Annotated in this window: 18 protein-coding genes; 7 read left to right on the top strand and 11 right to left on the bottom strand. The window is 71.1% G+C overall.

All coding sequences use genetic code 11. From position 1 onward, the window contains the following. Window positions 1–71: 71 nt before the first annotated feature. From MF672_RS39320 to MF672_RS39290, 7 genes are all read right to left on the bottom strand, one after another. The gene (locus tag MF672_RS39320; RefSeq protein WP_242373869.1) at window positions 72–572 is read right to left on the bottom strand and encodes a CinA family protein; all 501 of its coding nucleotides are present in this window, start codon (window positions 570–572) and stop codon (window positions 72–74) included. Then, window positions 569–1,141, bottom strand: a complete 573-nt coding sequence (gene pgsA, locus MF672_RS39315) for a CDP-diacylglycerol--glycerol-3-phosphate 3-phosphatidyltransferase (RefSeq protein ID WP_242373868.1) — start codon at window positions 1,139–1,141, stop codon at window positions 569–571. The genes MF672_RS39320 and pgsA overlap by 4 nt, the downstream gene beginning before the upstream one ends. Further along, window positions 1,138–2,547: a 30S ribosomal protein S12 methylthiotransferase RimO gene (gene rimO / locus MF672_RS39310; protein WP_242373867.1), complete on the bottom strand. Its 1,410-nt coding sequence runs from the start codon at window positions 2,545–2,547 to the stop codon at window positions 1,138–1,140. The genes pgsA and rimO overlap by 4 nt, the downstream gene beginning before the upstream one ends. Window positions 2,548–2,607: 60 nt before the next feature. Further along, complete coding sequence (locus tag MF672_RS39305; protein ID WP_242373866.1) at window positions 2,608–3,414, bottom strand: helix-turn-helix domain-containing protein; 807 nt, start codon at window positions 3,412–3,414, stop codon at window positions 2,608–2,610. Window positions 3,415–3,474: 60 nt separating this feature from the next. Continuing rightward, entirely contained in the window at window positions 3,475–5,823 is a 2,349-nt protein-coding gene (locus tag MF672_RS39300) for a DNA translocase FtsK (RefSeq protein ID WP_242373865.1), read from the bottom strand. A gap of 259 nt (window positions 5,824–6,082) precedes the next feature. After that, the gene (locus tag MF672_RS39295) at window positions 6,083–6,721 is read right to left on the bottom strand and encodes a response regulator (RefSeq protein WP_242373864.1); all 639 of its coding nucleotides are present in this window, start codon (window positions 6,719–6,721) and stop codon (window positions 6,083–6,085) included. Beyond that, complete coding sequence (locus MF672_RS39290; protein WP_247815652.1) at window positions 6,706–11,007, bottom strand: HAMP domain-containing protein; 4,302 nt, start codon at window positions 11,005–11,007, stop codon at window positions 6,706–6,708. Before MF672_RS39290 ends, MF672_RS39295 begins: the two co-directional genes overlap by 16 nt. 95 nt (window positions 11,008–11,102) lie before the next feature. Between MF672_RS39290 and MF672_RS39285 the strand changes: the two genes are divergently transcribed. Next, window positions 11,103–13,547: a SpoIIE family protein phosphatase gene (locus MF672_RS39285; protein WP_242373862.1), complete on the top strand. Its 2,445-nt coding sequence runs from the start codon at window positions 11,103–11,105 to the stop codon at window positions 13,545–13,547. Here the strand turns inward: MF672_RS39285 and MF672_RS39280 are convergent. From MF672_RS39280 to MF672_RS39270, 3 genes are all read right to left on the bottom strand, one after another. Beyond that, the gene (locus tag MF672_RS39280; protein ID WP_242373861.1) at window positions 13,540–14,484 is read right to left on the bottom strand and encodes an aldose epimerase family protein; all 945 of its coding nucleotides are present in this window, start codon (window positions 14,482–14,484) and stop codon (window positions 13,540–13,542) included. The genes MF672_RS39285 and MF672_RS39280 overlap by 8 nt on opposite strands. Then, complete coding sequence (locus MF672_RS39275) at window positions 14,481–15,443, bottom strand: LacI family DNA-binding transcriptional regulator (RefSeq protein ID WP_242373860.1); 963 nt, start codon at window positions 15,441–15,443, stop codon at window positions 14,481–14,483. Before MF672_RS39275 ends, MF672_RS39280 begins: the two co-directional genes overlap by 4 nt. Before the next feature lie 94 nt (window positions 15,444–15,537). Then, window positions 15,538–16,332: an NAD-dependent epimerase/dehydratase family protein gene (locus MF672_RS39270; protein ID WP_242373859.1), complete on the bottom strand. Its 795-nt coding sequence runs from the start codon at window positions 16,330–16,332 to the stop codon at window positions 15,538–15,540. A gap of 135 nt (window positions 16,333–16,467) precedes the next feature. Here MF672_RS39270 and MF672_RS39265 point away from each other — a divergent pair, with 135 nt between their 5' ends. The 4 genes from MF672_RS39265 to MF672_RS39250 all read left to right on the top strand — a co-directional run bounded on the left by MF672_RS39265 (window position 16,468) and on the right by MF672_RS39250 (window position 20,390). Further along, the gene (locus MF672_RS39265) at window positions 16,468–17,778 is read left to right on the top strand and encodes a sugar ABC transporter substrate-binding protein (protein ID WP_242373858.1); all 1,311 of its coding nucleotides are present in this window, start codon (window positions 16,468–16,470) and stop codon (window positions 17,776–17,778) included. Beyond that, on the top strand, window positions 17,775–18,704 hold the full coding sequence (locus MF672_RS39260) for a carbohydrate ABC transporter permease (RefSeq protein ID WP_242373857.1): 930 nt from the start codon (window positions 17,775–17,777) through the stop codon (window positions 18,702–18,704). The genes MF672_RS39265 and MF672_RS39260 overlap by 4 nt, the downstream gene beginning before the upstream one ends. Then, window positions 18,701–19,561 (top strand): carbohydrate ABC transporter permease, encoded by an 861-nt coding sequence (locus MF672_RS39255; protein ID WP_242373856.1) that lies wholly within the window; start codon window positions 18,701–18,703, stop codon window positions 19,559–19,561. The genes MF672_RS39260 and MF672_RS39255 overlap by 4 nt, the downstream gene beginning before the upstream one ends. 67 nt (window positions 19,562–19,628) lie before the next feature. Beyond that, a complete protein-coding gene (locus MF672_RS39250) occupies window positions 19,629–20,390 on the top strand; it encodes an IclR family transcriptional regulator (protein WP_242373855.1) in 762 nt (253 codons plus the stop codon). A 534-nt stretch (window positions 20,391–20,924) separates the two neighbouring features. On the opposite strand, the gene MF672_RS39245 is transcribed toward MF672_RS39250, so the two are convergent. Continuing rightward, complete coding sequence (locus MF672_RS39245) at window positions 20,925–22,400, bottom strand: aldehyde dehydrogenase (NADP(+)) (protein WP_242373854.1); 1,476 nt, start codon at window positions 22,398–22,400, stop codon at window positions 20,925–20,927. 105 nt (window positions 22,401–22,505) lie between these two features. Here MF672_RS39245 and MF672_RS39240 point away from each other — a divergent pair, with 105 nt between their 5' ends. Both MF672_RS39240 and MF672_RS39235 read left to right on the top strand, forming a co-directional pair. Continuing rightward, window positions 22,506–23,762 (top strand): glucarate dehydratase family protein, encoded by a 1,257-nt coding sequence (locus MF672_RS39240; RefSeq protein WP_242373853.1) that lies wholly within the window; start codon window positions 22,506–22,508, stop codon window positions 23,760–23,762. A 655-nt stretch (window positions 23,763–24,417) separates the two neighbouring features. After that, complete coding sequence (locus MF672_RS39235) at window positions 24,418–25,548, top strand: glycoside hydrolase family protein (RefSeq protein WP_242373852.1); 1,131 nt, start codon at window positions 24,418–24,420, stop codon at window positions 25,546–25,548. Window positions 25,549–25,616 lie beyond the last annotated feature (68 nt).

The following is a 25,616-nucleotide window of genomic DNA, read 5'->3' as shown; positions in this document are numbered from 1 at the left end:
CACCGTACCCGTATCCACCGACACCGCGTCAGACCGTGCAAGGCATGTTCGCTCGGGACGTAACACGGTAATCATCCGGAATGTTCCCCTATGTTCGCCTTCAGCACACCTGACAGGAGATCAACAGCCTCGTGCACGGTCTCTACCCGGATACGTTCGCGTGACCCCTCAAGTCTCAATTCCCGGCCCCAAACCTGTCCGCCGGGCCCGGCGACCGCGACGAACACGGTGCCCACGGGCTTGCCGTCCTGCGGCTCGGGCCCCGCCACCCCGGTCACGGCCACCCCGTACGCGGCCCCGCACACCCGCGCGACCCCCCGCGCCATGGCCGCCGCCACCTCCGGGTGCACCGCGCCCTCGCGCTCCAGCAGCTCGCCCGGCACGCCCAGCAGGTCGCGCTTGAGATCGGTGGCGTAGGAGATGATCCCGCCGCGGAAGACCCGCGACGCCCCGGAGACCCCCGTGACGGTCGCCCCGATCAGCCCCCCGGTCAGCGACTCGGCCACCGCCACCGTCGCGCCCCGCTGCGCCAGCAGGTCGAGCACCCCGGCCACGTCCACAGTTCGGCTCACTCCCCCCGTGCCTGCCTGGCCACCTTACGCAGCTTCACCGCCCGCAGCACGTAGTCGGCGCCGGTGAGCACGGTCACCACCACCGCCGCGCCCATCACCACCCAGCGCAGCATGTCCGGCACCCCGGGCAGCAGGTAGAGGACGATCGCGGCGATCTGCAGCACGGTCTTGACCTTGCCGCCGTAGCTGGCCGGGATGACCGCGTGCCGCAGCAGCACGAACCGCAACGCCGTGATGCCGAGCTCCCGCCCCAGGATCACCAGCGTGACCCACCACGGCAGCTCCTCCAGCACCGACAGGCACACCAGCGCCGCGCCCGTCAACGCCTTGTCGGCGATCGGGTCGGCGATCTTGCCGAAGTCGGTGATGAGCCCGTAGCGGCGGGCCAGCTCGCCGTCCAGGTGGTCGGTGATGGAGGCCACCGCGAACACCGCCAGCGCCGCGATCCGCCAGCCGGTGCCGGGCAGGAAGAGACAGACGACGAAGAAGGGGACGAGCACCAACCGGAGGACCGTGAGGACGTTGGCGATGTTCCACGGGCTCACCGCACGGCGCTCGTCCCTCTTCATGGGCCGGCCTTGATGCGCGCGATCAGGTCGACCCCTTCGGCGTCGACCACGACCGCGCGCACGACCTGGCCGGTGACCAGGCCGATGCCCTGCACGGTGACCGAGCCGTCGACCTCGGGACCCTGGTGGGCGGCCCGGCCCTCGTAGCCGCCGTCACCCAGGTCGTCCTCGATCAGCACGTCGACCTCGGTGCCGATGCGTTCCTCCGCCCGCTGGGCGGTCAGCTCCTCGGCCAGCTCGGTGAGCACCCGCACCCGCTCGTCGATGACGTCCTGGCCGAGCTTGCCCGGCAGGCCGGCCGCCTCGGTGCCGTCCTCGTCGGAGTAGCCGAACACGCCGATGACGTCGAGCCTCGCGGCCTCCAGGAAGGCCACCAGCTCGCCGAACTCCTCCTCGGTCTCCCCGGGGAAGCCCACGATGAAGTTGGAGCGCACGCCCGCCTCAGGGGCGCGCTCGCGCACGGTCTCCAGGAGCCCGAGGAAGCGCTCGGGGTCGCCGAAGCGGCGCATGCGGCGCAGCACGCCGTTGCTGGCGTGCTGGAAGGACAGGTCGAAGTAGGGCGCGACGCCCTCGGTGCCGCAGATCACGTCGATCAGCCCGGGACGCAGCTCGGCCGGCTGCAGGTAGCTGACCCGCACCCGCTCCACGCCCTCGACGGCGGCGAGCTGCGGCAGCAGCTTCTCCAGCGCCCGCAGGTCGCCGAGGTCCTTGCCGTAGGAGGTGGAGTTCTCGCTCACCAGGACCAGCTCGCGGACCCCGCGGTGGGCCAGCCAGTCGGCCTCGGCGAGCAGCTCGTCGGGGACGCGCGAGACGTAGGAGCCGCGGAAGGACGGAATGGCGCAGAACGTGCAGCGCCGGTCGCAGCCGGAGGCGAGCTTGAGCGAGGCCACCGGGCTCTCGTCGAGCCGCTTGCGCAGCACGCGCGGCCCGCTGGCGGGCGCCACCCCGGCCGGCAGGTCGCCGTGGCCCGGGATGCCCGACTTCGGCACGGCGGCGCGCTCGACCGGCGAGATGGGCAGCAGTGTGCGGCGGTCGCGCGGCGTGTGGGGCTTGAGCGGCCGGCCGGCGAGCACGTCGTCGAGCCGGTCGCCGATCTCGGCGTAGTCGTCGAAGGAGATGACCGCGCTGGCCTCGGGCAGCGCGTCGGCCAGCTCACCGCCGTAGCGCTCGGCCATGCAACCCGCGGCGACGACCTTCGCGCCGGAGTCGGAGGCGGCCAGGAGCGTGTCGATGGAGTCCTTCTTGGCCGAGTCGATGAAGCCACAGGTGTTGACGACGACGACGTCGGGGTCGTCGTCGCCGAGCTGCCAGCCGGCAGCCTCAAGTCGCGCGGCGAGCTCCTCGGAGTCGACCTCGTTGCGCGCGCAGCCCAGAGTGATCAGCGATGCGGTTCGGCGGGATGACATGGTGAACACTACGGTATCGGGAGTTGGCCACCACCCGATGCACTGGCCCGCCCCGGACGGCTACCGGGCCTTCTGCTTGACGGGTGCCTTGGGCGCCTCGAACGAGGTCCGCACCATCTCGCCACGGCGTCCCAGCTTCTTCACTTTCTTGCCGTTGACCTGCAGCGTCACCGCCGTGGCGTCGCTCAGCATCAGGTTGACCTTGCCCGGCGCGCGCCACTCGGAGGTCTTGCCCGCCTTCAGCGTGCCGGCGAACAACCGGCGGCCCTCGCCGTCGTGCACCCCGACGTACGACGACCGCTTCGCCTTGATGCGCAGCGTCACCATCTCCTTGGCCGAGGTCGGTGACGGCTTCGGCGCCTCGGTGATGGGCGTGTTCGGCGGCACGCTGGGCCGCGCCGACGCCTGCCGCACCCCGGCGACCTGCACCTGGTCGCCGGAGCCGCCCAGCATCCGCATCATGCCGAAGACGACCACGATGGCCAGCGCCACCCCCAGCGCCATGGTCCAGTTGGGCCCCCGCCGCTCCGGCAGGTTGATCTTCTTGTCGGCCTGGAACACCGCGGCGGCCCGCACCGGCTCCGGCGCCCCGCCGTGCTCCTGGTCGTACTGGTGGACGACGGCCTCGGGATCCAGCCCCACGGCCGCGGCCAGCGACTTGATGTGCCCCCGGGCGTAGAACGGGCCTCCACACTGCTCGTAGTCGTCCTGCTCGATGCAATGGACGATGGACTCGCGGATGCGTGTGGCCGCGCTGATCTGCGCGACCGACATTCCGGCCGACTGCCTGGCTGCCGCCAGCATGGCCCCGATGCTCTGCTGCTCCTGCACGGCGTACGCCTCCCCGATGGCGTCTGGTTCCCCCACCACGACTCTGCGTAGTGGTTCATATTCAACCAGTTGAAGCCGCTCAAACCCGCATTGGGGTCATTCGCCACGCAGGTCGGCCAGCAAACCCGGCAGATCGTCGGGCTTCACCAGCACCTCGCGCGCCTTGGAGCCCTCGCTCGGGCCGACCACGTTGCGGCTCTCCAGCAGGTCCATCAGCCGCCCGGCCTTGGCGAAGCCGACCCGCAGCTTGCGCTGCAACATCGAGGTCGAGCCGAACTGGGTGGTGACGATCAGCTCGGCCGCCTGGATCAGCAGGTCGAGGTCGTCGCCGATCTCCTCGTCGATCTCCCGCTTGACCGGCGCCGCCGCCACGTCCTCGCGGTACTCGGCCTGCATCTGCCCCTTGCAGTGCCCGACGATCTCGGCGATCTCCTTCTCCGAGACGAACGCGTTCTGGATGCGGATGGGCTTGCTCGCGCCCATCGGCAGGAACAGCGCGTCACCCTGGCCGACCAGCTTGTCGGCGCCGGGCTGGTCGAGGATGACCCGCGAGTCGGTCAGCGAGGAGACGGCGAAGGCGAGCCTGGAGGGCACGTTCGCCTTGATCAGGCCGGTGACGACGTCCACCGACGGCCGCTGCGTGGCGATCACCAGGTGGATGCCCGCCGCGCGGGCCAGCTGGGTGATGCGCACGATGGAGTCCTCGACGTCGCGCGGCGCGACCATCATGAGGTCGGCCAGCTCGTCCACGATCACCAGCAGGTACGGGTACGGCTGGTAGACCCGCTCGCTGCCGGGCGGCGGCTGCAGCTTGCCCGCCCGCACGGCCTTGTTGAACTCGTCCACGTGCCGGAACCCCGACGCCGCCAGGTCGTCGTAGCGCCGGTCCATCTCGCCCACGACCCATTCCAGGGCCTCGGCGGCCTTCTTCGGGTTCGTGATGATCGGGGTGATGAGGTGGGGGATGCCCTCGTACACGGACAGCTCGACCCGTTTGGGGTCCACCAGCACCATGCGCACCTCGTCGGGGGTGGCGCGCATGAGGATCGAGGTGATCAGGCCGTTGACGCAGACCGACTTGCCCGCGCCGGTGGCGCCGGCGATGAGCAGGTGGGGCATCTTGGCCAGGTTCGCGACGATGGTGCGGCCCTCGACGTCCTTGCCCAGGCCGACGATCATCGGGTGGTGGTCGGCCTGCGCCACCTGCGAGCGCAGCACGTCGCCGAGCGCCACCAGGTCCTTGTCGGCGTTCGGGATCTCCACCCCGATGGCCGACTTGCCGGGGATGGGGGAAAGGATGCGCACGTCGGCGGACTTGACCGCGTAGGCGATGTTCTTGGTGAGCGCCGTCACCTTCTCGACCTTCACCGCCGGGCCCAGCTCGATCTCGTAGCGGGTGACGGTCGGGCCGCGGGTGAAGCCGATCACCTGCGCGTCGATGCTGAACTGCTCCAGCACGCTGGTCAGCGCGTTGACGACGGTGGTGTTGGCCTTGGTCTGCGGCTTGGGCGGGGTGCCCGGCTTGAGGTACTGCAGGTCCGGCAGCGCGTACGGCCCCGCCTGCGGCGACAGCACGAGCTGCTCGACCTTGCGCGGCGCGGGCGTCGGCAGCGGCGGCTCCGGCGCCCGCCGCTCGGCCTCGGCCTCCGCCACCGGGACGGGCGGCGCCGCCTCCTCGTCGTCGGTGAGCCCGGGGACGATCTCCGGCGAGTGCTCGGCGCGTTCCTTGTCCTTCTCCGACAACACCGGCGTGTCGTACGGCTTGACCGTGTCGCCGCCCTCTTCGGTCTTCTTGACCCGGGTGCGCCGCCTGGCCGGCTCGCGCGGCAGCGCCTCGGCCTGCCGCTCGAACAGCAGGTGCCGCAGCTCGGCCAGCCGCTCGGGGATGCGGTGCACCGGCGTCGCGGTGATCACCAGCACGCCGAACGCCGACAGGAGCAGCAGCAGCGGGATCGTGATCCACGACGGCAGGATGCTCATCGGCGGCGCCGAGACGATGAACCCGACCATGCCGCCGGCCGCCGACACCTTGTCCATGCCCTGGCCCTCGCCCGCCGGGTACGGCGTGCCGTTGGCCACGTGGATCACGCCGAGCACGCCGACCAGCAGCGCCGCCCAGCCGATCACCATGCGGCCGGTGTCGGCGTTCTGGTCGGGGTGGCGCATGTAGCGCCAGGCCAGCAGGCCGAGCAGCAGCGGCAGCGCCCAGGCCAGCGAGCCGAACACGCCGTGCACCGTCGCGTTGACCACCCCGGAGACGGCCCCGTCGGCGTTGCGCCAGGTCATCGAGGCCAGCACGATCGCGGCGGCGAGCCAGGCCAGCCCGAGGCCGTCCCGCCGGTGCGCCGGGTCCAGCTCGCGGGCGTTCCTGCCGAAGGCCCGCGCCATGCTGCCGACGCCGCCCGCGAACAACATCCACAGCCCGACGATCAGTTTCCCGATCATGGTGAAGACCCAGCTGATCGGGTCGGGGTGGGCGACGGAGGACTTGCGGCCGGAGGAGGTCGCCCTCGGCCTCGGACGCCCCGCCGACGCTCCGGTCCGCTTCGCGGAGGCCGAACGGGCCGAGGTCGAGCGCTTCGCCGGCCCCTTGGGTGCGCTTTTCGGCGTACGGGTGGCCATGATGCCAAAGGTACGTCGGAGACACCGCGCCACGCGCGGAGGCTCGCCGCGCAGCCCGCACAAAGACCCCGGGAACGCCCTTTCAGTCCGTGAAGCGTCCCTCCACCGGCTGTGCGGACACCGCGTCGAAGGCCGCCTGCATGGCCGCCACCCGGTCGGCGAGGTCCTTGACCGCCTCCCGCAGCCCCTCGTCGCCCGCGGTGAGCCCGGCGAGCCCGCTCAGCCCCGCCTCGACCGCGCCGAGCCGCCGGGCGAACCCCGACAGCGCCTCCTGGTCGTGCACGAGCTGGGTGAGCAGCGCGGTCTGCTCGACCAGCACGGAGGTCTTGCGGGACAGCTCGATGAAGACCGCGACCTTGGAGCGCAGCACCCACGGGTCGAACGGCTTGGTGAGGTAGTCGACCGCGCCGACCGCGTAGCCGCGGAAGGCCCCCCCGGCGCTGGGCTCGGTGCCGGTCAGGAAGATGATCGGCACGTCGCGGGTCTGGTCGAGCCGCTTGATGTGGGCGGCGGTCTCGAAGCCGTCCATGCCGGGCATGAGCACGTCGAGCAGCACGACCGCGAAGTCGTGCCGGAGCATCAGCTTCATCGCCTCCTGGCCGGACCTGGCCTTGAACAGCCGCTGCTGCAACGGGCGCAGGATGGCCTCCAGCGCGACCAGGCTCTCCTCGTTGTCGTCGACGAGCAGGATCTTGACCTGGCGGTTCACCGCTCGATCCACCTCCGCATCACATCCAGCAGGTGATCGAGGTCCACCGGCTTGGGCACGTAGTCGGAGGCCCCGCAGGAGATCGTCTTCTCCCGGTCGCCCGGCATGGCCTTGGCGGTCAGCGCGATGATCGGCAGGCCGGCCAGGCGCGGCATGGCGCGGACGGCGGCCAGCGTCTCGTAGCCGTCCATCTCCGGCATCATGACGTCCATCAGCACGAGGTCGATGCCCTCCTCGCGTTCCAGGGCCTCGACGCCCTCGCGGCCGTTCTCGGCGTAGACGATCTCCATGCCGAGCCGGCCCAGCACGTGGGTCAGCGCGTAGACGTTGCGGATGTCGTCGTCCACGATGAGCACCCGGCGGCCGGCGAACGCCTCTCCCAGCGGGCCGTCCTTGAGTTTGGTGAGCTTGGCCGCCGACGGCCAGGCGTCGTCGACGGGCTCGACGGCCGCCCACTCGGGCTGCGGCGGGGCGCCGAGGCGCAGCTCGGGCGGCCTCGGCGGCGGCTGCCACTCGGGCTCGCCGGTGGCCGGGGACGACGGGCAGCGGGCGGGCACGTACAGCGTGAACGTGCTGCCCGCGCCCGGCGTGCTGGTGGCGTGGATCTCGCCGCCGAGCAGCCGGGCGATCTCGCTGCTGATCGACAGGCCGAGGCCGGTGCCGCCGTACTTGCGGCTGGTGGTGCCGTCGGCCTGCTGGAAGGCGCCGAAGATGAGCGGCAGCTTGTCGGCGGCGATGCCGATGCCGGTGTCGCTGACGGCGAAGGCCAGCACCTCGCCCTCCGGCGTGCGGCGGCCCGGGTCGAGCGACACCTCCAGCCGCACCTCGCCGCAGGCGGTGAACTTGACGGCGTTGGACAGCAGGTTGCGCAGGATCTGCTGGAGCCGCCGCTCGTCGTTGAACAGCTCGCGCGGCGTGCCGGGCCGCACCTCGATCTCGAAGGTCAGCCCGCGGTCGACGGTCAACGGCCGGAAGGTCGCGTCGACGTAGTCGAGCAGCTTGCTGAGCGGCAGCTTCTCGGGCCGCACGTCCATCCTGCCCGCCTCGATCTTGGACAGGTCGAGGATGTCGTTGATGAGCTGCAGCAGGTCGCTGCCGGCGTTGTGGATCGTGGTGGCGAACTCGACCTCCTGCTCCGACAGGTTGCTCTCCGGGTTGTCGGCCAGCAGCCTGGCCAGGATGAGCAGGCTGTTGAGCGGGGTGCGCAGCTCGTGGGACATGTTGGCGAGGAACTGCGACTTGTAGCGCGAGGAGGTGGCCAGCAGGTGGGCCTTCTCCTCCAGCGCCGCGTTCGACTTGCGCAGCTCGGCCTGCTGGCGCTGCAGCTCGTCGGAGCGGCCCTGGAGCTGCTGGGCCAGCCGCTGCGACTCCGACAGCAGCGCCTCGGTGCGGGCGTTGGCGATGATCGTGTTGATGGCCACCCCGATGGTGACCACGAACTGGTCGAAGAAGGCCAGGTGCACGTCGCTGAAACGGCTGAAGGAGGCCAGCTCGATGACGCCGAGCACCTTGTCCTCGAAGACGATGGGCAGCACCACGACGCTGGCCGGCGCGGCCTCCCCGAGCCCGGTGTGGACCTTGATGTAGCCGGGCGGCACGTCCTCCAGCAGGATGCGCTGGCGCTCCAGCGCCGCCTGCCGGATCAGCCCGGGGCCGGGCCGGCCGGGGCCGGGCAACATGTCGTGGGCGGCGCCGTAGCCGGCGATGAAGGCCAGCGCGCCGTCGGGTGAGTCGGACTCGGCCAGGAAGAACGCGCCGTACTGGGCGCTGACCAGCGGCGTCAGCTCGCGCAGGATGAGGTCGGCGACCTCGACGAGGTCGCGGTGGCCCTGCATGAGCCCGGCGATGCGGGCGAGGTTGCTCTCCAGCCAGTCCTTGGCGCGGGTGGTCTCGCGCAGGTTGGCGACCATGAGGTTGACGTTGTTCTTCAGCTCGGCGACCTCGCCCTTGGCCTCGACGCTGATCGAGCGGCTGAGGTCGCCCTGGGCGACGGCGCTGGCCACCTCGGCGATGGCGCGGACCTGGGTGGTGAGGTTGCCGGCCAGCTCGTTGACGTTCCTGGTGAGGCGTTCCCAGGTGCCGTAGACGCCCTCGACCTCGGCCTGCCCGCCGAGCCTGCCCTCGGAGCCGACCTCGCGGGCCACCCGGGTGACCTCGGAGGAGAACGACGACAGCGTGTCGACCATGGTGTTGATCGTGGTCTTCAGCTCCAGGATCTCGCCGCGCGCGTCCACGTCGATCTTCTTGGACAGGTCGCCGTTGGCCACGGCGGTGGCGACCTGGGCGATGTTGCGGACCTGGCTGGTGAGGTTGGAGGCCATGAAGTTGACGTTGTCGGTGAGGTCCTTCCACACGCCGCTGGACCCGCGCACCTGCGCCTGGCCGCCGAGCCGCCCCTCGGTGCCGACCTCCCGCGCCACCCGCGTCACCTCGTCGGCGAAGGCGGACAGCTTGTCCACGGTGGCGTTGATGGTGTCCTTGAGCTGCAGGATCTCACCGCGGGCGTCCACGGTGATCTTCTTGGACAGGTCGCCGTTGGCGATGGCGGTGGTGACCATGGCGATGCTGCGGACCTGGCTGGTCAGGTTGGAGGCCATGAAGTTGACGTTGTCTGTGAGGTCCTTCCACACGCCGCTGGACCCGCGCACCTGCGCCTGGCCGCCGAGCCGCCCCTCCGTGCCGACCTCCCGCGCCACCCGCGTCACCTCGTCGGCGAACGCCGACAGCTGCCCCACCATCGTGTTGACGGTGTCCTTGAGCTGCAGCATCTCGCCCTTGACGTCGACGCTGATGTTGCGGCTGAGGTCGCCCTGGGCGACGGCGGTGGCCACCTGCGCGATGTCGCGCACCTGCTCGGTGAGGTTGGCCGCCATGAAGTTGACGTTGTCGGTGAGGTCCTTCCACACGCCGCGCACGCCGCGCACCTGCGCCTGGCCGCCGAGCCGCCCCTCCGTGCCGACCTCCCGCGCCACCCGCGTCACCTCGTCGGCGAACGCCGACAGCTGCCCCACCATCGTGTTGACGGTGTCCTTGAGCTGCAGCATCTCGCCCTTGACGTCGACGCTGATGTTGCGGCTGAGGTCGCCCTGGGCGACGGCGGTGGCCACCTGCGCGATGTCGCGCACCTGCTCGGTGAGGTTGGCCGCCATGAAGTTGACGTTGTCGGTGAGGTCCTTCCACACGCCGCGCACGCCGCGCACCTGCGCCTGGCCGCCGAGCCGCCCCTCCGTGCCGACCTCCCGCGCCACCCGCGTCACCTCGTCGGCGAACGCCGACAGCTGCCCCACCATCGTGTTGATGGTGTCCTTGAGCTGCAGGATCTCGCCGCGGGCGTCGACGGTGATCTTCTTCGACAGGTCGCCGTTGGCCACCGCGGTCGTCACCTGGGCGATCGAGCGCACCTGCGTGGTGAGGTTGGAGGCCATGAAGTTGACGTTGTCGGTGAGGTCCTTCCAGGTGCCGAGCACGCCCTTGACCTCGGCCCGGCCGCCGAGCTGCCCCTCGGTGCCGACCTCGCGGGCCACCCTGGTCACCTCGCTGGAGAACGCCGAGAGCTGGTCGACCATGGTGTTGACGGTCAGCTTGAGCTCCAGCAGCTCGCCGGTGGCCTCGACCGTCACCTGCCGGGTGAGGTCGCCGCGCGCCACGGCGGTGGTGACCACGGCGATGTCGCGCACCTGGGCGGTGAGCCGCGCCGCCATGGCGTTGACCGCCTCGGTGACGTCGCGCCAGCTCCCCGACATGCCCTGTGCCTTGGCCCGGCCGCCCAGCCGGCCCTCGGTGCCGACCTCGCGGGCCACCCTGGTCACCTCGCTGGTGAACAGCGCGAGCTGGTCGACCATGCGGTTGACGGCCTTGCCCATCAGGCGCAGCCCGCCGCACAGCGGCCGGTTGTCGTCCTGGAGGTCGACCCGCTGCGTCAGGTCGCCGTCGGCCACCGCGTTGAGCACCCGGGTGGCCCGGGCCGCCGGGATGACCAGGGCGTCGATCAGGGAGTTGACGGCGGTGACGTTGACCGCCCAGCTGCCGGTGCCCGGGCTCGCGTTGAGCCGCTCGTCGAGCCGGCCGCGCCTGGCCACCTCGCCGCGCACCCGGGTCAGCTCGGCCGTCAGGTGCTCGTTGCGCTCGGCCACCTGGTTGAACACCGTCGCCAGCTCCGCCAGCACCGGGTCGCCGGGCACGTCGAGGCGGTGCCGGAAGTTGCCGTCGCGCATGCCCTGAAGCGCCGTGAGCAGGGGGCGGAGCTCCGCGGGATGGAGCGCTCCACCCGCGTACGGGGGTTCCAACTGCGCGACCATGGCGGCCTTCTTCACAACTGGACGTATCAACGGCGCCATTCTGCCACTCTGAGAGTGACCGAACTGCCACATCGAGTGAGGTTCTAGGACGCAGAGTGGACACGACCCGGGTGTCGAGCACCGCCTTCGACGGGACCCCCCATGCCCCGGCGCACGCGCGCAAGTTCGTGCGCCAGGTGCTCGGTGAGTGGCGCCTCGGCCACCTCGCCGAGGACGCCGTGCTCCTGACCAGCGAGCTCGTCACGAACGCCGTGGTCCACGCGGGCACCGGCATCGAGCTGACGTGCCGCCTGGACGTGGAGTCCAGCCCGGCGCGGCTGGAGATCGAGGTAGACGACCACCACCCGGCCAAGTTCATCGACACCGCCGACCCGGCGCCCATGGAGGCCATGCGCGCCTCGGGGCGCGGGCTGGCGCTGGCGGGCATGCTGGCCGACGCCTGGGGCGTCACCTACACCCGCACCGCCAAACGGGTCTGGGTGCGCATCGAGCTGACCGACACCTGCGAGCCGCAGGACCTCGCGGGCACGCCCGCGCCCGCCCCGGTGCCCGCCCCGGTCGAGTCGCTGCACCTGGCCGTCCTGTGGTGCGACCGCGACGGCGTCGTGCAGGCCTGGAACTCCGAGGCGGAGAACCTGCTCGGCTGGCGCGCCGACCAGGTGGTGGGCATGCCGCTGCACGAGCTGGTGGCCTGGCGGGGGCACGGCCCGTACGCGCCGGCCCTGGCCGACACGCTGAGCCTCGGCCGCTGGCGGGGCGAGGCCCGCATGCGGCACTACGACGGCAGCCTGGTGCCGGTCTACGTCTCCCACCTGCGGCCCAAGGGGCAGCGCTCGGCGGTGTGGATGGTGGTGGCCGCCGACCACCGCTTCGTGCTGGCGGCGCCGCCCACGCCGCTGCGCAGGGAGGCGGGCACCCGCATCAAGGACCTGCTCGACCAGGACATGCCGTTCTCGGAGCTGCTGGAGACGATCGCGCGGATCGTGCAGGTCTCCAGCGGGGGCGACGCGGCGTACGTGCTGCTGGCCGCCGACGGCGGCTGCCGCTTCGGGGTGGCGGCGGCCGCGGGGACGACGGCGGGTCTGGTCGGGGTGCTGGCGACCGGGGTGTTCCGGCCCGGCCGCCGGGCCCCGACGCTGGTGGAGGACCTGCTGGCGGGCGACGTGGAGCTGGCCGGGCGGCTGCGGGCGCGGTCGCTGGCGTGCGCGCCGCTGCTGGTGTCCGGCGAGGTGACGGGCTATCTCGTGGTGACGGCGGCGGAGCCCGGCTGCTTCGACGAGGAGCTGACGGTGAGCCTGCAGCACATCGCCGACCAGGTGGCGGTTCCGGTGCAGCGCGAGCGGCTCGCCGAGCAGGACCGCGCGCACCGGGGGCGGCTGTCGTTCCTGGCGGAGGCGGGCGAGCTGCTGGCCGGGGTGCACGACGAGGAGCTGATCGCGGCGCTGACCGCGCAGCTCGTGGTGCCGAAGATCGCCACCTGGGCCGCGGTCTACCTCACCGACCTGGCCGGCATGACCCGGCTGGCGCACGTCTGGCACAGCGAGGAGCGGCACAACGCCGACCTGCGCAAGTCGTTGCCGGCCATCCCGCGCACCGCGCTCAACGAGGTGACCTGGCCCGCCGGCCAGGAGAGCGTGCTGTCGTTCCCGCTGCTCACGCAGGGCAGGTCGCACGGCGCGCTGGTGATCGGCCGGGCCGAGCCGGCCCTGCCGCTGGAGCTGGCCGACCTGCTGGGCGACCTGTGCCGGCTGGTGGCCCTCAACCTGCACACGGCCATGCTGTACGCCCGCCAGGCCACCACCTCTCGGGTGCTGCAGCGCAGCCTGCTGCCGATGCGGGTGGCGACGCCGATGCCGGGCCTGGAGTCGGCCGTCGTGTACGAGCCCGCCGAGGAGGGCGCCGACGTCGGCGGCGACTTCTACGACCTGTTCACCGTGGCCGACCACTGGTGCTTCGCCCTCGGCGACGTGTGCGGCAGCGGCCCCGAGGCGGCGGCGGTCACCGGCCTGGCCCGGCACGCGGTGCGGCTGCTGGCCAAGGAGCACTACACGGTGGCCGACATCTTCGACCGGCTCAACCAGGCGCTGCTGGAGGAGGGCGAGGACGGCCGGTTCCTGAGCCTGCTGTGCGGCGAGCTGACCCCGCTCCCGCAGGGCGGCGCGCTGTGCACGATCGCCTCGGCCGGTCACCCCTCGCCGCTGCTGCTGGGGGCCGACGGCGCGGTGCGCCCGGTGGCGACGCCGCAGCTCCTGCTCGGCGTCGAGGCCGACGCCCGCTTCTACGTCGAGAGCTTCACGCTGGCCCCGGACGACCTGCTGCTGTGCGTCACCGACGGCGTGACCGAGCGGCGCAACGGCGACCGCCTGCTCGACGACGGCGACGGCCTGGCCCGGCTGCTGTCGGGCTGCACGGGCCTGAGCGCGCACGCGGTCGCCGAGCGGGTGCGGCACGCGGTCGAGACCTTCGCCAAGGAGCCGTCGCACGACGACATGGCGCTGCTGGTGATCAAGGCCGCGGCCGCGTTGCGCAAGGTCAGGTAGTGGTGAACCGGTAGGTGGTGGTGGAGGTGCGCAGCTCGCCTGGGCGCAGCACGGTGGAGGGGAACTGCGGCTGGTTCGGCGAGTCGGGGAAGTGCTGGGTCTCCAGGCACATGCCGGCGAACGGCCCGAACGGGGTGGCCTCGCCGTCCAGCATGCTGCCGGAGTAGAACTGCACGCCCGGCTCGGTGGTGGTGACCTCCATGGTCAGGCCGCCGGCGGTGACGCTCATGGGGCCGTCGAGCACGAAGCAGTGGTCGTAGGCGCCGTCGATGCGCTCGCCGAGGGCGTGCGGCTCGGTGAAGTCGAACGGGGTGCCCTTGACCGGGGCCAGCTCGCCGGTCGGGATCTTGTCGTCGTCGACCGGCAGGTAGTGCTCGGCCGCGAGCCGCACGACGTGGTCGCGCACGTCGCCGACGCCCTGGCCCTTGAGGTTGAAGTAGGAGTGGTTGGTGAGGTTGACGACCGTCGGCTTGTCGCTCTCGCAGGCGTAGTCGATGCGCAGGGCGTCGTCCTCCAGCGTGTACGTCACCGTCGCGGTGAGCGTGCCCGGGTAGCCCTGGTCGCCGTCGGGGCTGACCAGCCGCAGCGTGACGGACGAGGGGGTGCTCTCGACGAGGTCCCACACCTTGGAGTCGAAGCCCTCGGTGCCGCCGTGCAGGCTGTTGGGGCCGTTGTTGACCGGCAGGGCGTGCTCGACGCCGTCGAGGGTGAAGCGGGCGCCGGCGATGCGGTTGCCGTAGCGGCCGACGACCGCGCCGAAGTAGCGGCTGCGGGTGAGGTAGTCCTCCAGGGTGTCCAGCCCGAGCACCACGTTGCGGCCCGACACCTCCAGGGAGCGTACGACGGCGCCGAGGGTCAGCACCTCGGCGCGGAGCCGCCCGGAGGACAGCTCCACCTGTTCGACCTGCTCGCCGGACGGCAGCGTTCCAAAGATCATTTCTGTGCCCTTCCCGTGGACTCGCGGACTATGAGGGCGGTGTCGAGGGTCACCGTCGCGCCCTCGCCCCCCGACTGCAGCAACAGGTCGACGGCCATCCGGCCCGCCGCCGCGGCGGGCATGGCCACCGTGGTCAGCTTCGGCCGGTTGAGCCGGCCGGGCAGGATGTCGTCGAACCCGATGACACTTATCTGGTCTGGTACCCCGATGTCCATCGCGGCCAGCCCCTCGATGAGGCCGAGCGCGACGAGATCGTTGTAGGCCAGCACGGCGCTCGCCCCGCAGGCCGCGACGTCGGCGGCCACGGCCAGGCCGCCTCCCTCGGTCGGCTGGTTGGGGCCGAAGAAGACGAGGTCGAGCCCCGGCGTCTCGGCGGCGACGCCCTGCATCTCGTTGCTGGTCCACGACCCGAGGGGGCCGGACACGAGCGCGATCCTGCGGTGGCCGAGCCCGGCCAGGTGCTCCAGGGCGAGCCTGGCGCCCTGGGCGACGTTCATGAGCACCGCGGGCATGCCCTTGATGCGGCGGTTGACCAGGACGAAGGGCACGTCCTCGGCCAGCCGCTCGATCATCTTGCTGGACAGGCGGGGGCTGCACAGCAGGACGCCGTCCACCTGTTTGGTGAACGTCCTGATCAGCTCCTCCTCCACCCGCGGGTCCTCGTCGGTGTCGGCCACGAACACGTGGTAGTCGCGGCCTCTGGCCTGCGCCTGGGCCGCCTTGATGATCGGCGGGAAGAACGGGTTGGCGATGTCGGCCACGATGAGGCCCATGTTGAAGGTGCGGCCGGTGGTGAGGGCCCGGGCCGCCCGGTTGGGGCGGTAGCCGAGGTCGTCGGCCGCGGCGAGCACCCGGCTCCTGGTGGCAGGATTGACCAGGTGCGGTGCGGAGAAGGTGCGGGAGACTGTGGACACGTGCACGCCGCAGGCGCGCGCCACGTCCTTGATCGTCGCCGCCATCGCCGTCCTCCCTTGCAAACGGTTGCCAGACTAAACCTTGACCTTCGCCGCTGTACTCGTCAAGGTTCGTGCAACCGGTTGCCGTACTGCGGGCTCACCAGCGCCCGCCGAGCTCCTTCAGCGTGAACACGCCGCCGGCGCGGTCGTGGACGGGGTCCGACAGGTCGGGCTCGCCCTGCTCGGCGATCAGCGCCGCCGCCCGCGGCTCCGAGTCGTCCCGCGAGACGTAGCCGATGGCCTCGGCCTCCTTCAGCGACCACCAGCGGCGGGCGTTGTCCGAGACGCCCCACACCACGTGGAAGCCGGGCGCGACCAGCGCGGCCTCGATCAGGCGGGCCAGGTCGTCGGGCGAGATCCAGGTGGCCAGGCCGCGGGTGTCGAGCGAGCCCTCGTTGCAGGTGCCGAGCCGGACGACGGTGATGTTCATGCCGAACCGGTCGTGGTAGAGGCTGCCGAGCGCCTCCATGACGACCTTGCTGACGCCGTAGAAGGTGTCGGGGCGCGGGAAGGCGTAGTCCGGCAGGTCCTCGCCGCCCGCCGGCCTGGTGTGGAAGCCCGCCGCGTGATGGCTGCCCATGAGCACGAGCTGCCGCACGCCCGCCTCGCGCGCCGCCTCCAGCAGCACCTGGGTGCCGTTGATGTTGGCGTGCACGATGTCGGCCCAGGGGTGCTCGCGGCTCTGGCCGCCCAGGTGGATCACCGCGTCCACGCCTTTCATGGCCTCGGCCACGGCGGCCGGGTCGGCGAGGTCGGCGGTCACCTGCTCCTCCCCCGGGCCGGTCTCGACGGCCTGGAGGTCGGAGAGCCGCAGCGTGCGGCCCTCGCGGGCGAGCCGCGGGCGGAGCAGGGTGCCGACCTTCCCGGCGGCGCCGGTCATGAGAATGCGCATGACTCCATGGTGTACACGATTCTGTCCGAAATTCACATCCTTGAATATTGACCGTGATGCATGGCGTAGTTACGTTCACAGCCACGAGTTCATCTCTTTGACTCATGTCCACGTATGTGAACGGGAGGCGGTCTGATGTCACGTCGTCTGCTGGGGGTGGCGCTCGTCGCGACCCTCGCCGCAACGGTGACCGGCTGCGGTTCCGGAGGAACGGGTTCCACGGACAACACCCTGGAGATCTGGATCAGGCAGGCGCCCGATTCCGACTCCGCCAAGACCGCGCAGAAACTCGCCGACGCCTTCACCAAGGCGAGCGGCGTCAAGACCAAGGTCGTCGCGCTCTTCGACGACTTCGAGACCAAGCTGAACCAGCAGGCCGCCCAGCGGCAGCTCCCCGACATCGTCATCAACGACACCGCCCAGCTCGGCAACATGCACTCGCAGGGCTGGCTCCAGGAGGTGAACAAATCGTCCCTGGCCGGCGCCGACCAGCTCGCCGACCGGGCCTGGCAGGCCGCCGCCGGCAGCGACGGCAAGTACTACGGCGCGCCCTTCTCCGCGCAGGCGTTCGCCCTGATCGTGCGCAAGGACTGGCGCGAGAAGGTCGGCATGGAGCCGCCGAAGACCTGGGAGGACCTCGCCAAGCTGGCCGCCGCCTTCACCGAGAAGGACCCCGACGGCAACGGCCAGAAGGACACCAGCGGCTTCGTCGCCCCCGCCGGCACCAAGCGCGGCTACGCCTCCTGGTACGCCTCCTCCCTCATCTACGCCAACGGCGGCGACTTCCTCAAGGCCAACGGCCCCGGCAAGTACGTCGCCACCGCGAACGACCCGAGGTTCGTCGAGGCCGTCCAGTACCTCCAGGACCAGTTCTGCAAGGCCAAGACGGTCAACCCGGGCGCGGTCAGCAACGACACGACCGTCACGCACGAGGTGTTCGAGAAGGGCCAGGGCGGCATCTACCTGGTCGGCCCGTACGTGCTGGCCCGCTTCGTCAAGAGCATCGGCACCGACAAGATCGAGGTCCTGCCGGTGCCCAAGGGCCCCTCCGGCGGCCCCGGCACGCTCGGCGAGGGCGAGAACGTCTACCTCATGGCCGGCTCGCGGATGCAGGACGCGCAGAAGAAGTTCGCCGAGTTCGCCATCTCCCCCGAGGGCCAGCGGATCGGCATGAACAAGGACGCCAACGGCGCCATCGTCCGGCTGCCGGTCAACAAGGGCGTGGACATGGCCGCCGAGCGGCAGGACCCGCGCTGGAAGGTGTTCCAGGAGTCCTACGACTTCGCCGTCTACGCGCCGCCGGTGCCGAACTGGGCGCCGATCCGGCAGACCTCCGCCGACGCCATCAACGCCGTGTGGGCCGACTGCTCGGCCGACGTCAAGACGGCCATGGACGGGCTGAACACCAAGCTCACCCAGGAACTGCAGAACCAGAAAGCGTCATGACCACGACCGTCACCCGGGCGGGAGCCCCCACCGCGCCCCCTCGTCGCCGCGCCAAGCAGGCGCGGTGGCGGGGGCCGCTGGTCGCCTGGCTGTTCCTGGCGCCCGCGCTGCTGCTGTTCCTGTACTTCAAGTTCATCCCGATGTTCGTGGGCCTGTGGAAGAGCTTCTTCAAGGTCCAGACGTTCCTCGGCGACGAGTGGGTCGGCGTCGACAACTACGCCACGATCATCACCGACGACGAGTTCGCCGGAGCGATCTGGCACTCCGTGGTGCTGGCGCTCGGCACCACGGTCGGCTCGATCGTGCTGGGTCTCGGCTTCGCGCTGCTCATCGAGGGCCCGGCCCGCTACCTGTGGTTCGTCCGGACGGCGGCGTTCCTGCCGGTCGTGACCACGATGGCGGCGGTGGCCGAGGTGTGGCGGATCATGTTCCACCCGGCCGACAGCGGGATGCTGAACGTCATCATCGGCTGGGCCGGCATCGATCCCCAGCCCTGGCTGGCCAGCGAGCACTCCTCGCTGTGGTCGATCATGCTGATGAGCGTCTGGCGCGGCACCCCGTACGACATGATGATCTTCCTGGCCGGGCTGGTCGGCGTGGACCGCACGCTCTACGAGGCGGCGGCCGTGGACGGGGCCTCCACCTGGCGGCGGCTGCGGCACATCACGCTGCCCGCGCTGCGGCCGGTGTTCTGGATCCTGTTCACGCTCGCGGCCATCCGCGGGCTGCGCGTCTTCGTCGAGGTCTACGTGCTCACCAACGGCGGCCCGAACGGCTCCTCGGAGGTGCTGATGACGCTCATCTACAAGCTCGGCTTCCAGAAGAACGAGCTGGGCGTGGCGTCCGCGGGCGGGATCGTGCTGTTCCTGGCCACGCTCGTGCTCACGGTGATCGTGCAGATGATGCGCAGGAGGCAGCCGGCATGAGGTTCGACAGCGCTCTGGGGCTCGAGTCGCGCAAGGGGCCGCTGGCCGTGGCCGCGCGGTTCGTCGTCTACGGGCTCATGGTCGTGGTCTTCACCGGGCCGCTCGTCGGGCTGCTCGTCAGCGCGTTCAGCAAGACCCTCGACCCGACGTCGTTCACGTTGTGGCCGGACGAGTTCACGCTGGAGAACTTCGTCCAGGCCAAGGACAAGAACGTCTACCTCTACCTGCTGAACTCGTTCGTGGTGGTGGGTTTCGGGCTGCTGCTGCAGATGCTGGTGAGCGTGTTCGCGGCGTACGCGCTGGCGCGCAAGAAGTTCCGCGGCATGACGGTCGTCATGCTGCTGATGCTGGCCACGATGATGCTGCCGGAGGAGATCATCGCGATCCCGCTGTCGCTCGTCCTGGCCGACATGCCGGTGCTGCACCTCAACCTCATCGGCACCTACGCCGGGATGATCCTGCCGGTGGGCGCCTGGGGCTTCTCCATCCTGGTCATGACCGAGTTCATGAAGGAGGTGCCGGTCGAGCTGGAGGAGGCCGCGCGCATCGACGGGGCCGGCGAGCTGCGCATCTTCGCCACGATCATCGTGCCGCTGTGCCGGCCGGCGCTCGGCGTGATCGGCGTGTTCGGGTTCACCATGATCTGGGACCAGTACCTGCTGCCGCTGATCGTCGCGACCGAGTCCACCATGTGGACGCTGCCGATCGCGCTGCGCTCGCTGCGCTCGGACGAGGAGGTGGGCATCGGCGTGCTGCTCGCGGCCTCGCTGCTGGCGCTGCTGCCGTCGATCATCGCGTTCCTGGCGTTCCAGCGTCAGTTCATGCGCGGGCTCACCAGCGGGGCGGTGAAGGGTTAGACGTCCACGTATATGGACGTCGTCCCGTATGCTGGATGTGATATCGGGTCATCGAGATGGGATGAGCATGGAGCCCCAGCTGGTCAAGTCCGCGGAACGGACCGTACGCATCCTCGAAGCGCTGGCCGAGTCGCACGAGAACCTGACACTGTCGGAGCTCCAGCAGCGCACGGGTTTCCCGCGCAGCAGCCTGCACGCCCTCATGCGGACCCTGGTCGAGCTCAACTGGGTCGAGACCGACTCGGGCCGGTCGGCGTTCGGCATCGGGCCGCACGCGCTGCTGACCGGGACGGCGTACCTTGACAAGGACCCGGCGCTGCCGTTCGCCCAGGAGACCCTGGAGGACCTGCGGGACGAGATCGGGCAGACCGTGCACTTCGCCCGCAGGGACGGCGCGCACGTGCTCTACCTCGCCACCCGAGAGTCGCGCGAGGCCGCGCACGTCATCCCGCGGGTGGGCCGGCGGCTGCCCGCCCACGTGACCGCGCTCGGCCAGGTCCTGCTCGCCCAGCTCACCGACGACGAGGTCGTGGCCCTGCTCCCCGACCCGCTGCAGGGGCTGACCGAGCACTCGATCACCGACCTCGCCAAGCTCACCGGCGAGCTGGACCAGGTGCGCACCAGGGGTTGGTCCTACGAGCGCGAGCAGGGCACGCCCGGGGTCGCCTGCGTGGCGGTGGCCGTCGACTACCGCATCCCCGCCACGGACGCGATCAGCTGCTCGATGCCCGCGGGGCTGCCGCCCGCGGACGTCGAACGGGCGACGGACGCGGTGATCAAGCACACCCGCAAGCTCGCCGCCACACTGCGCAGAGAAGGCATCCGCTGACCCACCCCCACCGCCATCCCTACCCCCACCGCCATCCCCACCCCCACCGCCACCCTTACCGTCCACTGCTCCCGTCCACTGCTCCCGTCCACTGCTCCCGTCCACTGCCACCGCCATGGCCGCGCCACCGCCATGGCTGCGCCACCGCCACCGCCACCGCGCCACCGCCATGGCCGCGCCACCGCCACCGCCACCGCGCCACCCCCATCCTCGTCCCCGCCGCCTACACCCTCACCCGCCCTCGCCCCGCCACCTTCACCTCGCCGCCTCCACCTTCGCTCTCGCCCCTTCCGCGCCGTGAGCCTTCGCCCCTGCACCCCCCTGCACCCGAGTCCTCTCGGACCTGTAACCGCGTGACGCGACGGCCCCCGACACCAGCACCGACGCCGGCACCGGCACCGATGCCAACGGCCAGGCACCCGCAGGATGCCTGGCCGTTGTCGATCGCCCTCGCGATGCGAGTGCACGGGACGAGACGGGACGAGACGGGATGGGACGGGACGGGACGGGAGCAACCCCGCCACCCCGGCGAGTTCACCCGCCGAGCTGCAACCGCCCGTCCACCCGCCGCGGGATCCCGAGCGGGTTGCCGTCCTTGAGCTCGTCCGGCAGCAGCCCCTCCGGCCAGTCCTGGTACGCCGTGGGCGCCAGCCACCGCTCGATGGCCGTGGCCCCCACGGAGGTGGACGACGTGGTGGCGGACGGCCAGGGCCCGCCGTGGTGCATGGCCCAGCACACGGCCACGCCGGTGGGCCACCCGTTCCAGATGAGCCGTCCTGCCTTGCGCGCGAGCACCTCGGTGACGTCGCCGGCCTCGTCCGGGTCGGTGCCGTGGACGGTGGCCGTCAGCGAGCCGTCGAGCCGTTCGAGCACCGCCCGCAGCTCCCCGATCTCCCGGTAGGTCACCACGATCGACGCCGGCCCGAAGCATTCCTCACCGATCTCCGGCAGCTTCCCGGCGAAGGTGTCGAGGTCGGTGGTGAACACCTTGGGCGTCACCGCCCAGCTCCCCTCGCCCGCCTTGCCCTCGGCCAGCAGCCGCAGCTCGCCGAGCCGTTCGACGCCGCCGAGGTAGCCGTCCCTGATGCGCTCGGCCAGCATCGGCCCGCCGCTGGTGCCCTCGACCGCCGCCACGAGCGCCTTGCGCAGCTCGTCGCCCTCGGGCACGAACATCAGCCCCGGGTTGGTGCAGAACTGCCCGACCCCCAGCGTCAGCGACCCGGCGAACCCGGCGGCCACCGCGTCCACCGGCGCGGACGGCAGCACGACCACGGGGTTGACGCTCCCGAGCTCCCCGTAGAAGGGGATCGGCGTCTCCCGCTCGTCGATGAGCTTCTGGATCGCCTTGCCTCCGGCCACCGACCCGGTGAACCCGGCCGCGACCACCAGCGGGTGCTTGACCAGGTCCGCTCCGGCCTGCATGCCCTGGACCAGTCCCAGCAGGTCCGGGTACGGCAGCGCCTCGCGGACGATCTTCGCCACGCGCTCGGAGGTGTTCGGGTGCCCGGGGTGCGCCTTGACCACCACGGAGCAGCCGGCCGCCAGTGCCGAGGCGGTGTCGCCGCCGGCCACCGAGAACGCGAACGGGAAGTTGCTCGCCGCGAACACGGCCACCACGCCCGGCAGCGCGTGCTTCATCCGCCGCACGTCCGGCCGGGGCGGCGTCAGCGAGGCGTCGGCGTGGTCGATGATGGCTTCCAGGTAGCCGCCATCCCTGATCACCTCGGCGAAGAGCCGGAACTGCCCGGCCGTCCGTGCCACCTCGCCGCGCAGGCGCACCTCGCCGAGGGCGGTCTCCTGGTCGGCGAGCTGCCACAACTCGTCCACGTGCGCCGCGAGGGCGTCGGCGACCGCCTCCAGCGCCTGCGCCCGCTCGGCCGCCGGGGTGGCCCGCCACGCCTGCCCGGCCGCCGCCGCGGCGGAAACGACCAGGTCGACTCCGGCCGCGTCGGTCTCTGGCAGGGCGTCGCCCACGGTCTGGCCGGTCCTGGGGTCGTGTCCGTAGATCATCGAATGGCCCTTCGGAGTCTTGACACTTCTTCAGCCTGATTCTTACAGTTCTGGATACTTGTCCACAAATCTGGCTATTGTTCACATATATGGACGGCGGTTGAGATGATCATCAGGGAGATCCGCGTAACACCGATCGCCTTCCGGGATCCGCCCCTCCTCAACGCCGCCGGGGTCCACGAGCCGTGGGCCCTCCGTACCATTGTCGAGGTCGTCACGGACGAGGGACTGACCGGGCTCGGTGAGACGTACGGCGACCTGGGACATCTCGGCAAAGTACGCGAGTGCGCCCAGATCCTGATCGGGCTGGACGTGCACGCCACCAACGAGATGTACGCCCGCATCGCCGCCGCCGTCGGCGACGCCGTCACCGACCTGCACGGCCTCACCGGCGTCGCGACCAAGGAGAAGAGCGTCGACCGCGTCTTCGCCGCCTTCGAGGTCGCCTGCCTGGACATCCGCGGCAAGGCCGCCGGCGTGCCCGTCGTCGACCTGCTCGGGGGCCGCGTCCGCGACGCCGTCGAGTACAGCGCGTACCTGTTCTACAAGTGGGCCGGCCACCCCGGCGACGAGCCGGACCGCTTCGGCGCGGCGCTCGACCCGGCCGGCGTCGTCGAGCAGGCCGCCCTCCTGATCAAGGAGTACGGCTTCCGGTCGATCAAGCTCAAGGGCGGCGTGTACCCGCCGGATGAGGAGATCGCCGCCATCAACGCCCTGCACGAGGCGTTCCCCGGCGTGCCGCTGCGCCTCGACCCGAACGCCGCCTGGACCGTCGCGACCTCCATCCGCGTCGGGCGCGAGCTCGAAGGCCGCCTCCAGTACCTGGAGGACCCCACCTCCGGCATCGACGGCATGGCCGAGGTCGCCGCCTCGGTCCCCATGCCCCTAGCCACGAACATGTGCGTCGTCACCCCCGACCACCTGCCCCCCGCCATCGCCGCACGGGCGATCGGCGTGCTCCTGCTGGACCACCACTACTGGGGCGGCCTCGTCCGCTCCTCGCACGTGGCCAGCCTGTGCGGCACGTTCGGCCTGTCGCTGTCCATGCACTCCAACTCCCACCAGGGCATCAGCCTCGCCGCCATGACCCACCTGGCCGCCGCCACCCCGAACCTCACGTTCGCCTGCGACACCCACACCCCCTGGCAGGACGGCCAGGACGTGGTCGCCCCCGGCGCGCTCCGCTTCGTCGACGGCGCGGTCCCCGTCCCCACCGGCCCGGGCCTCGGCGTCGAACTCGACCGGGACGCGCTGGCCCGCATGCACGAGCAGTACGAGAGGTGCGGCATCGTGGCACGGGACGACACGACGTACATGCAACGCTTCACCCCCACCTTCTCCGCCAACCGCCCCCGCTGGTAACCCCCACCTCCCCGCAACCCGCCTTCTCCACCAACCACCCCGCCGGTGACCCTCACCTCCCCGCAACCCCACCTTCCCGATAACACCCGTGCCGTCGTGTCATCCACACCGCCTGCCATCCACGACGCCAGCTCACTCGGCCAGCGCCCTTCCACCTCCAGCTCTCATCACGTCACCCCGCCCCCCATTCAGGCCCGCCGCACCCACCCATTCAGACCCGCCGCACCCACCCGATCAGCCTCGCCCCAGCCACGCAGACCCGCCCCATCCATTCAGGACGCCCCACCCACCCATCCATTCAGGCCGCCCCACCCACAATGCAGGGCCGCCCCAGGCCGCCCTCAATCCAGGCCGCCCCAGGCCGCCCTCAATCCAGACCCACCCCGCCCTTGGCGCCCAGGTTCTGACCGCCACCAGCCCCAGCCTTCACACCGCGTCCCCTGAAGCCCATCCCTAAGCCCAACCGCCCCAATCCGACGCCCCCACCTCAACCCGACACACCCCAGCTCAACCCAGCACACCCCGCCCCAACCCGACGCCCCGACCCGATGCCCCAGCCCGACATCGGCATCGACATCGACATCGACATCGACGACCCGCCAATGTCACCCATCCCAACCCCCGCCGTACCCAGCCTCAGGAGCCGAGTCGTCCCATGAACGTCGCCTACGTCTACCCCTGGGACGTGGTCGGCGACCCGTCCGCACCCGACCGCCTGGCCGCTCTAGGCGTGGACGCGATCGCACTGGCCGCGAGCTACCACTCGACCCGCGCCGCCACCCCGTACCATCCGTCACACCGCGTCCTGGACGTCCCGTACCCCGCCCTCTACCTCCCGGTACGCCCCTCCGCCTGGTCCCGCCTGGTGCCGGCTGCTCCGACCTGGACCCCGGCGGATGCGTACCTGCAGGCCAGGGACGCCCTGAAGACGGCCGGCCTCCAGGTCCACGCCTGGACGGTCCTGACCCACAACTCCCACCTCGGCGCCGCCAACCCGGACCTGGTGGTCCGCAACGCCTTCGGCGACCCGTACCCGTACGCGCTCTGCCCCGCCCACGAGGACGTCCTCGACTACTGCGACCGCCTCGTCAGGGAGATCCTCACGGTGGCCTCCCCTGACGGCCTCATTCTGGAGGCCTGCGGCCCGATGGGCTTCGGCCACCAGAGCGTCCACGAGAAGACGTCCGGCGCCGACTGGACCGCTGTCGACTCCGACCTGCTCTCCCTGTGCTTCTGCGCCACCTGCGCCCCCCGCTATCCGGAGCCCACCCGAGCAAGGGTCCGCGCCGCCCTCGACCGCACCCTCCCCACCACCCCCGGCTTCACCACGATCGAAGAGGCCCTTGAATCACTGGCGGACGAAGTGCGCGCCACCCGCGTCGCCCTCTCCGCGTCCCTGCGCCGACGCCTGCTCACCACCGCCCGCGATATCGCCCCGGACGTCCCCATCACCCTGCACGCGAACCCCGACCCCTGGGCCACGGGCGCCTTCGCCGCCCTCCCTGACGGCGACCCTGCCGCAGACGTCCTGGTTGCCAACTGCTGGAGCGACCCGGCCCAGGACGCCGCCCGCCTCACCCACCTGACCACGCTGTCCACCCCGAACCAGCGGGTAGGCGCCTACGTCCTGGCCCTCCCGCCCCGCCCAGCCGACCCTTCGGTCCTGGCCAACCACCTCAGCACCTACGCCAAGGCGGGCGCCACGGACTTCCACCTGTACCACGCCGGCCTCGCCTCCCCCCAACGCCTGACAGCCTTGACCGAAGCCCTCACCCACCTCACCTGACGGAAGTTCCTGAGGCAGTTCCGGCGGCGGTGGCCCCTGACCAGCCAACACCGCCCTCACCTCACTCT

It is taken from the genome of Actinomadura luzonensis, assembly GCF_022664455.2.
GTDB lineage: Bacteria > Actinomycetota > Actinomycetes > Streptosporangiales > Streptosporangiaceae > Nonomuraea > Nonomuraea luzonensis.
Note: the sequence above shows the minus strand (reverse complement) of the source record. Positions and strands in the feature narration are given on the sequence as shown.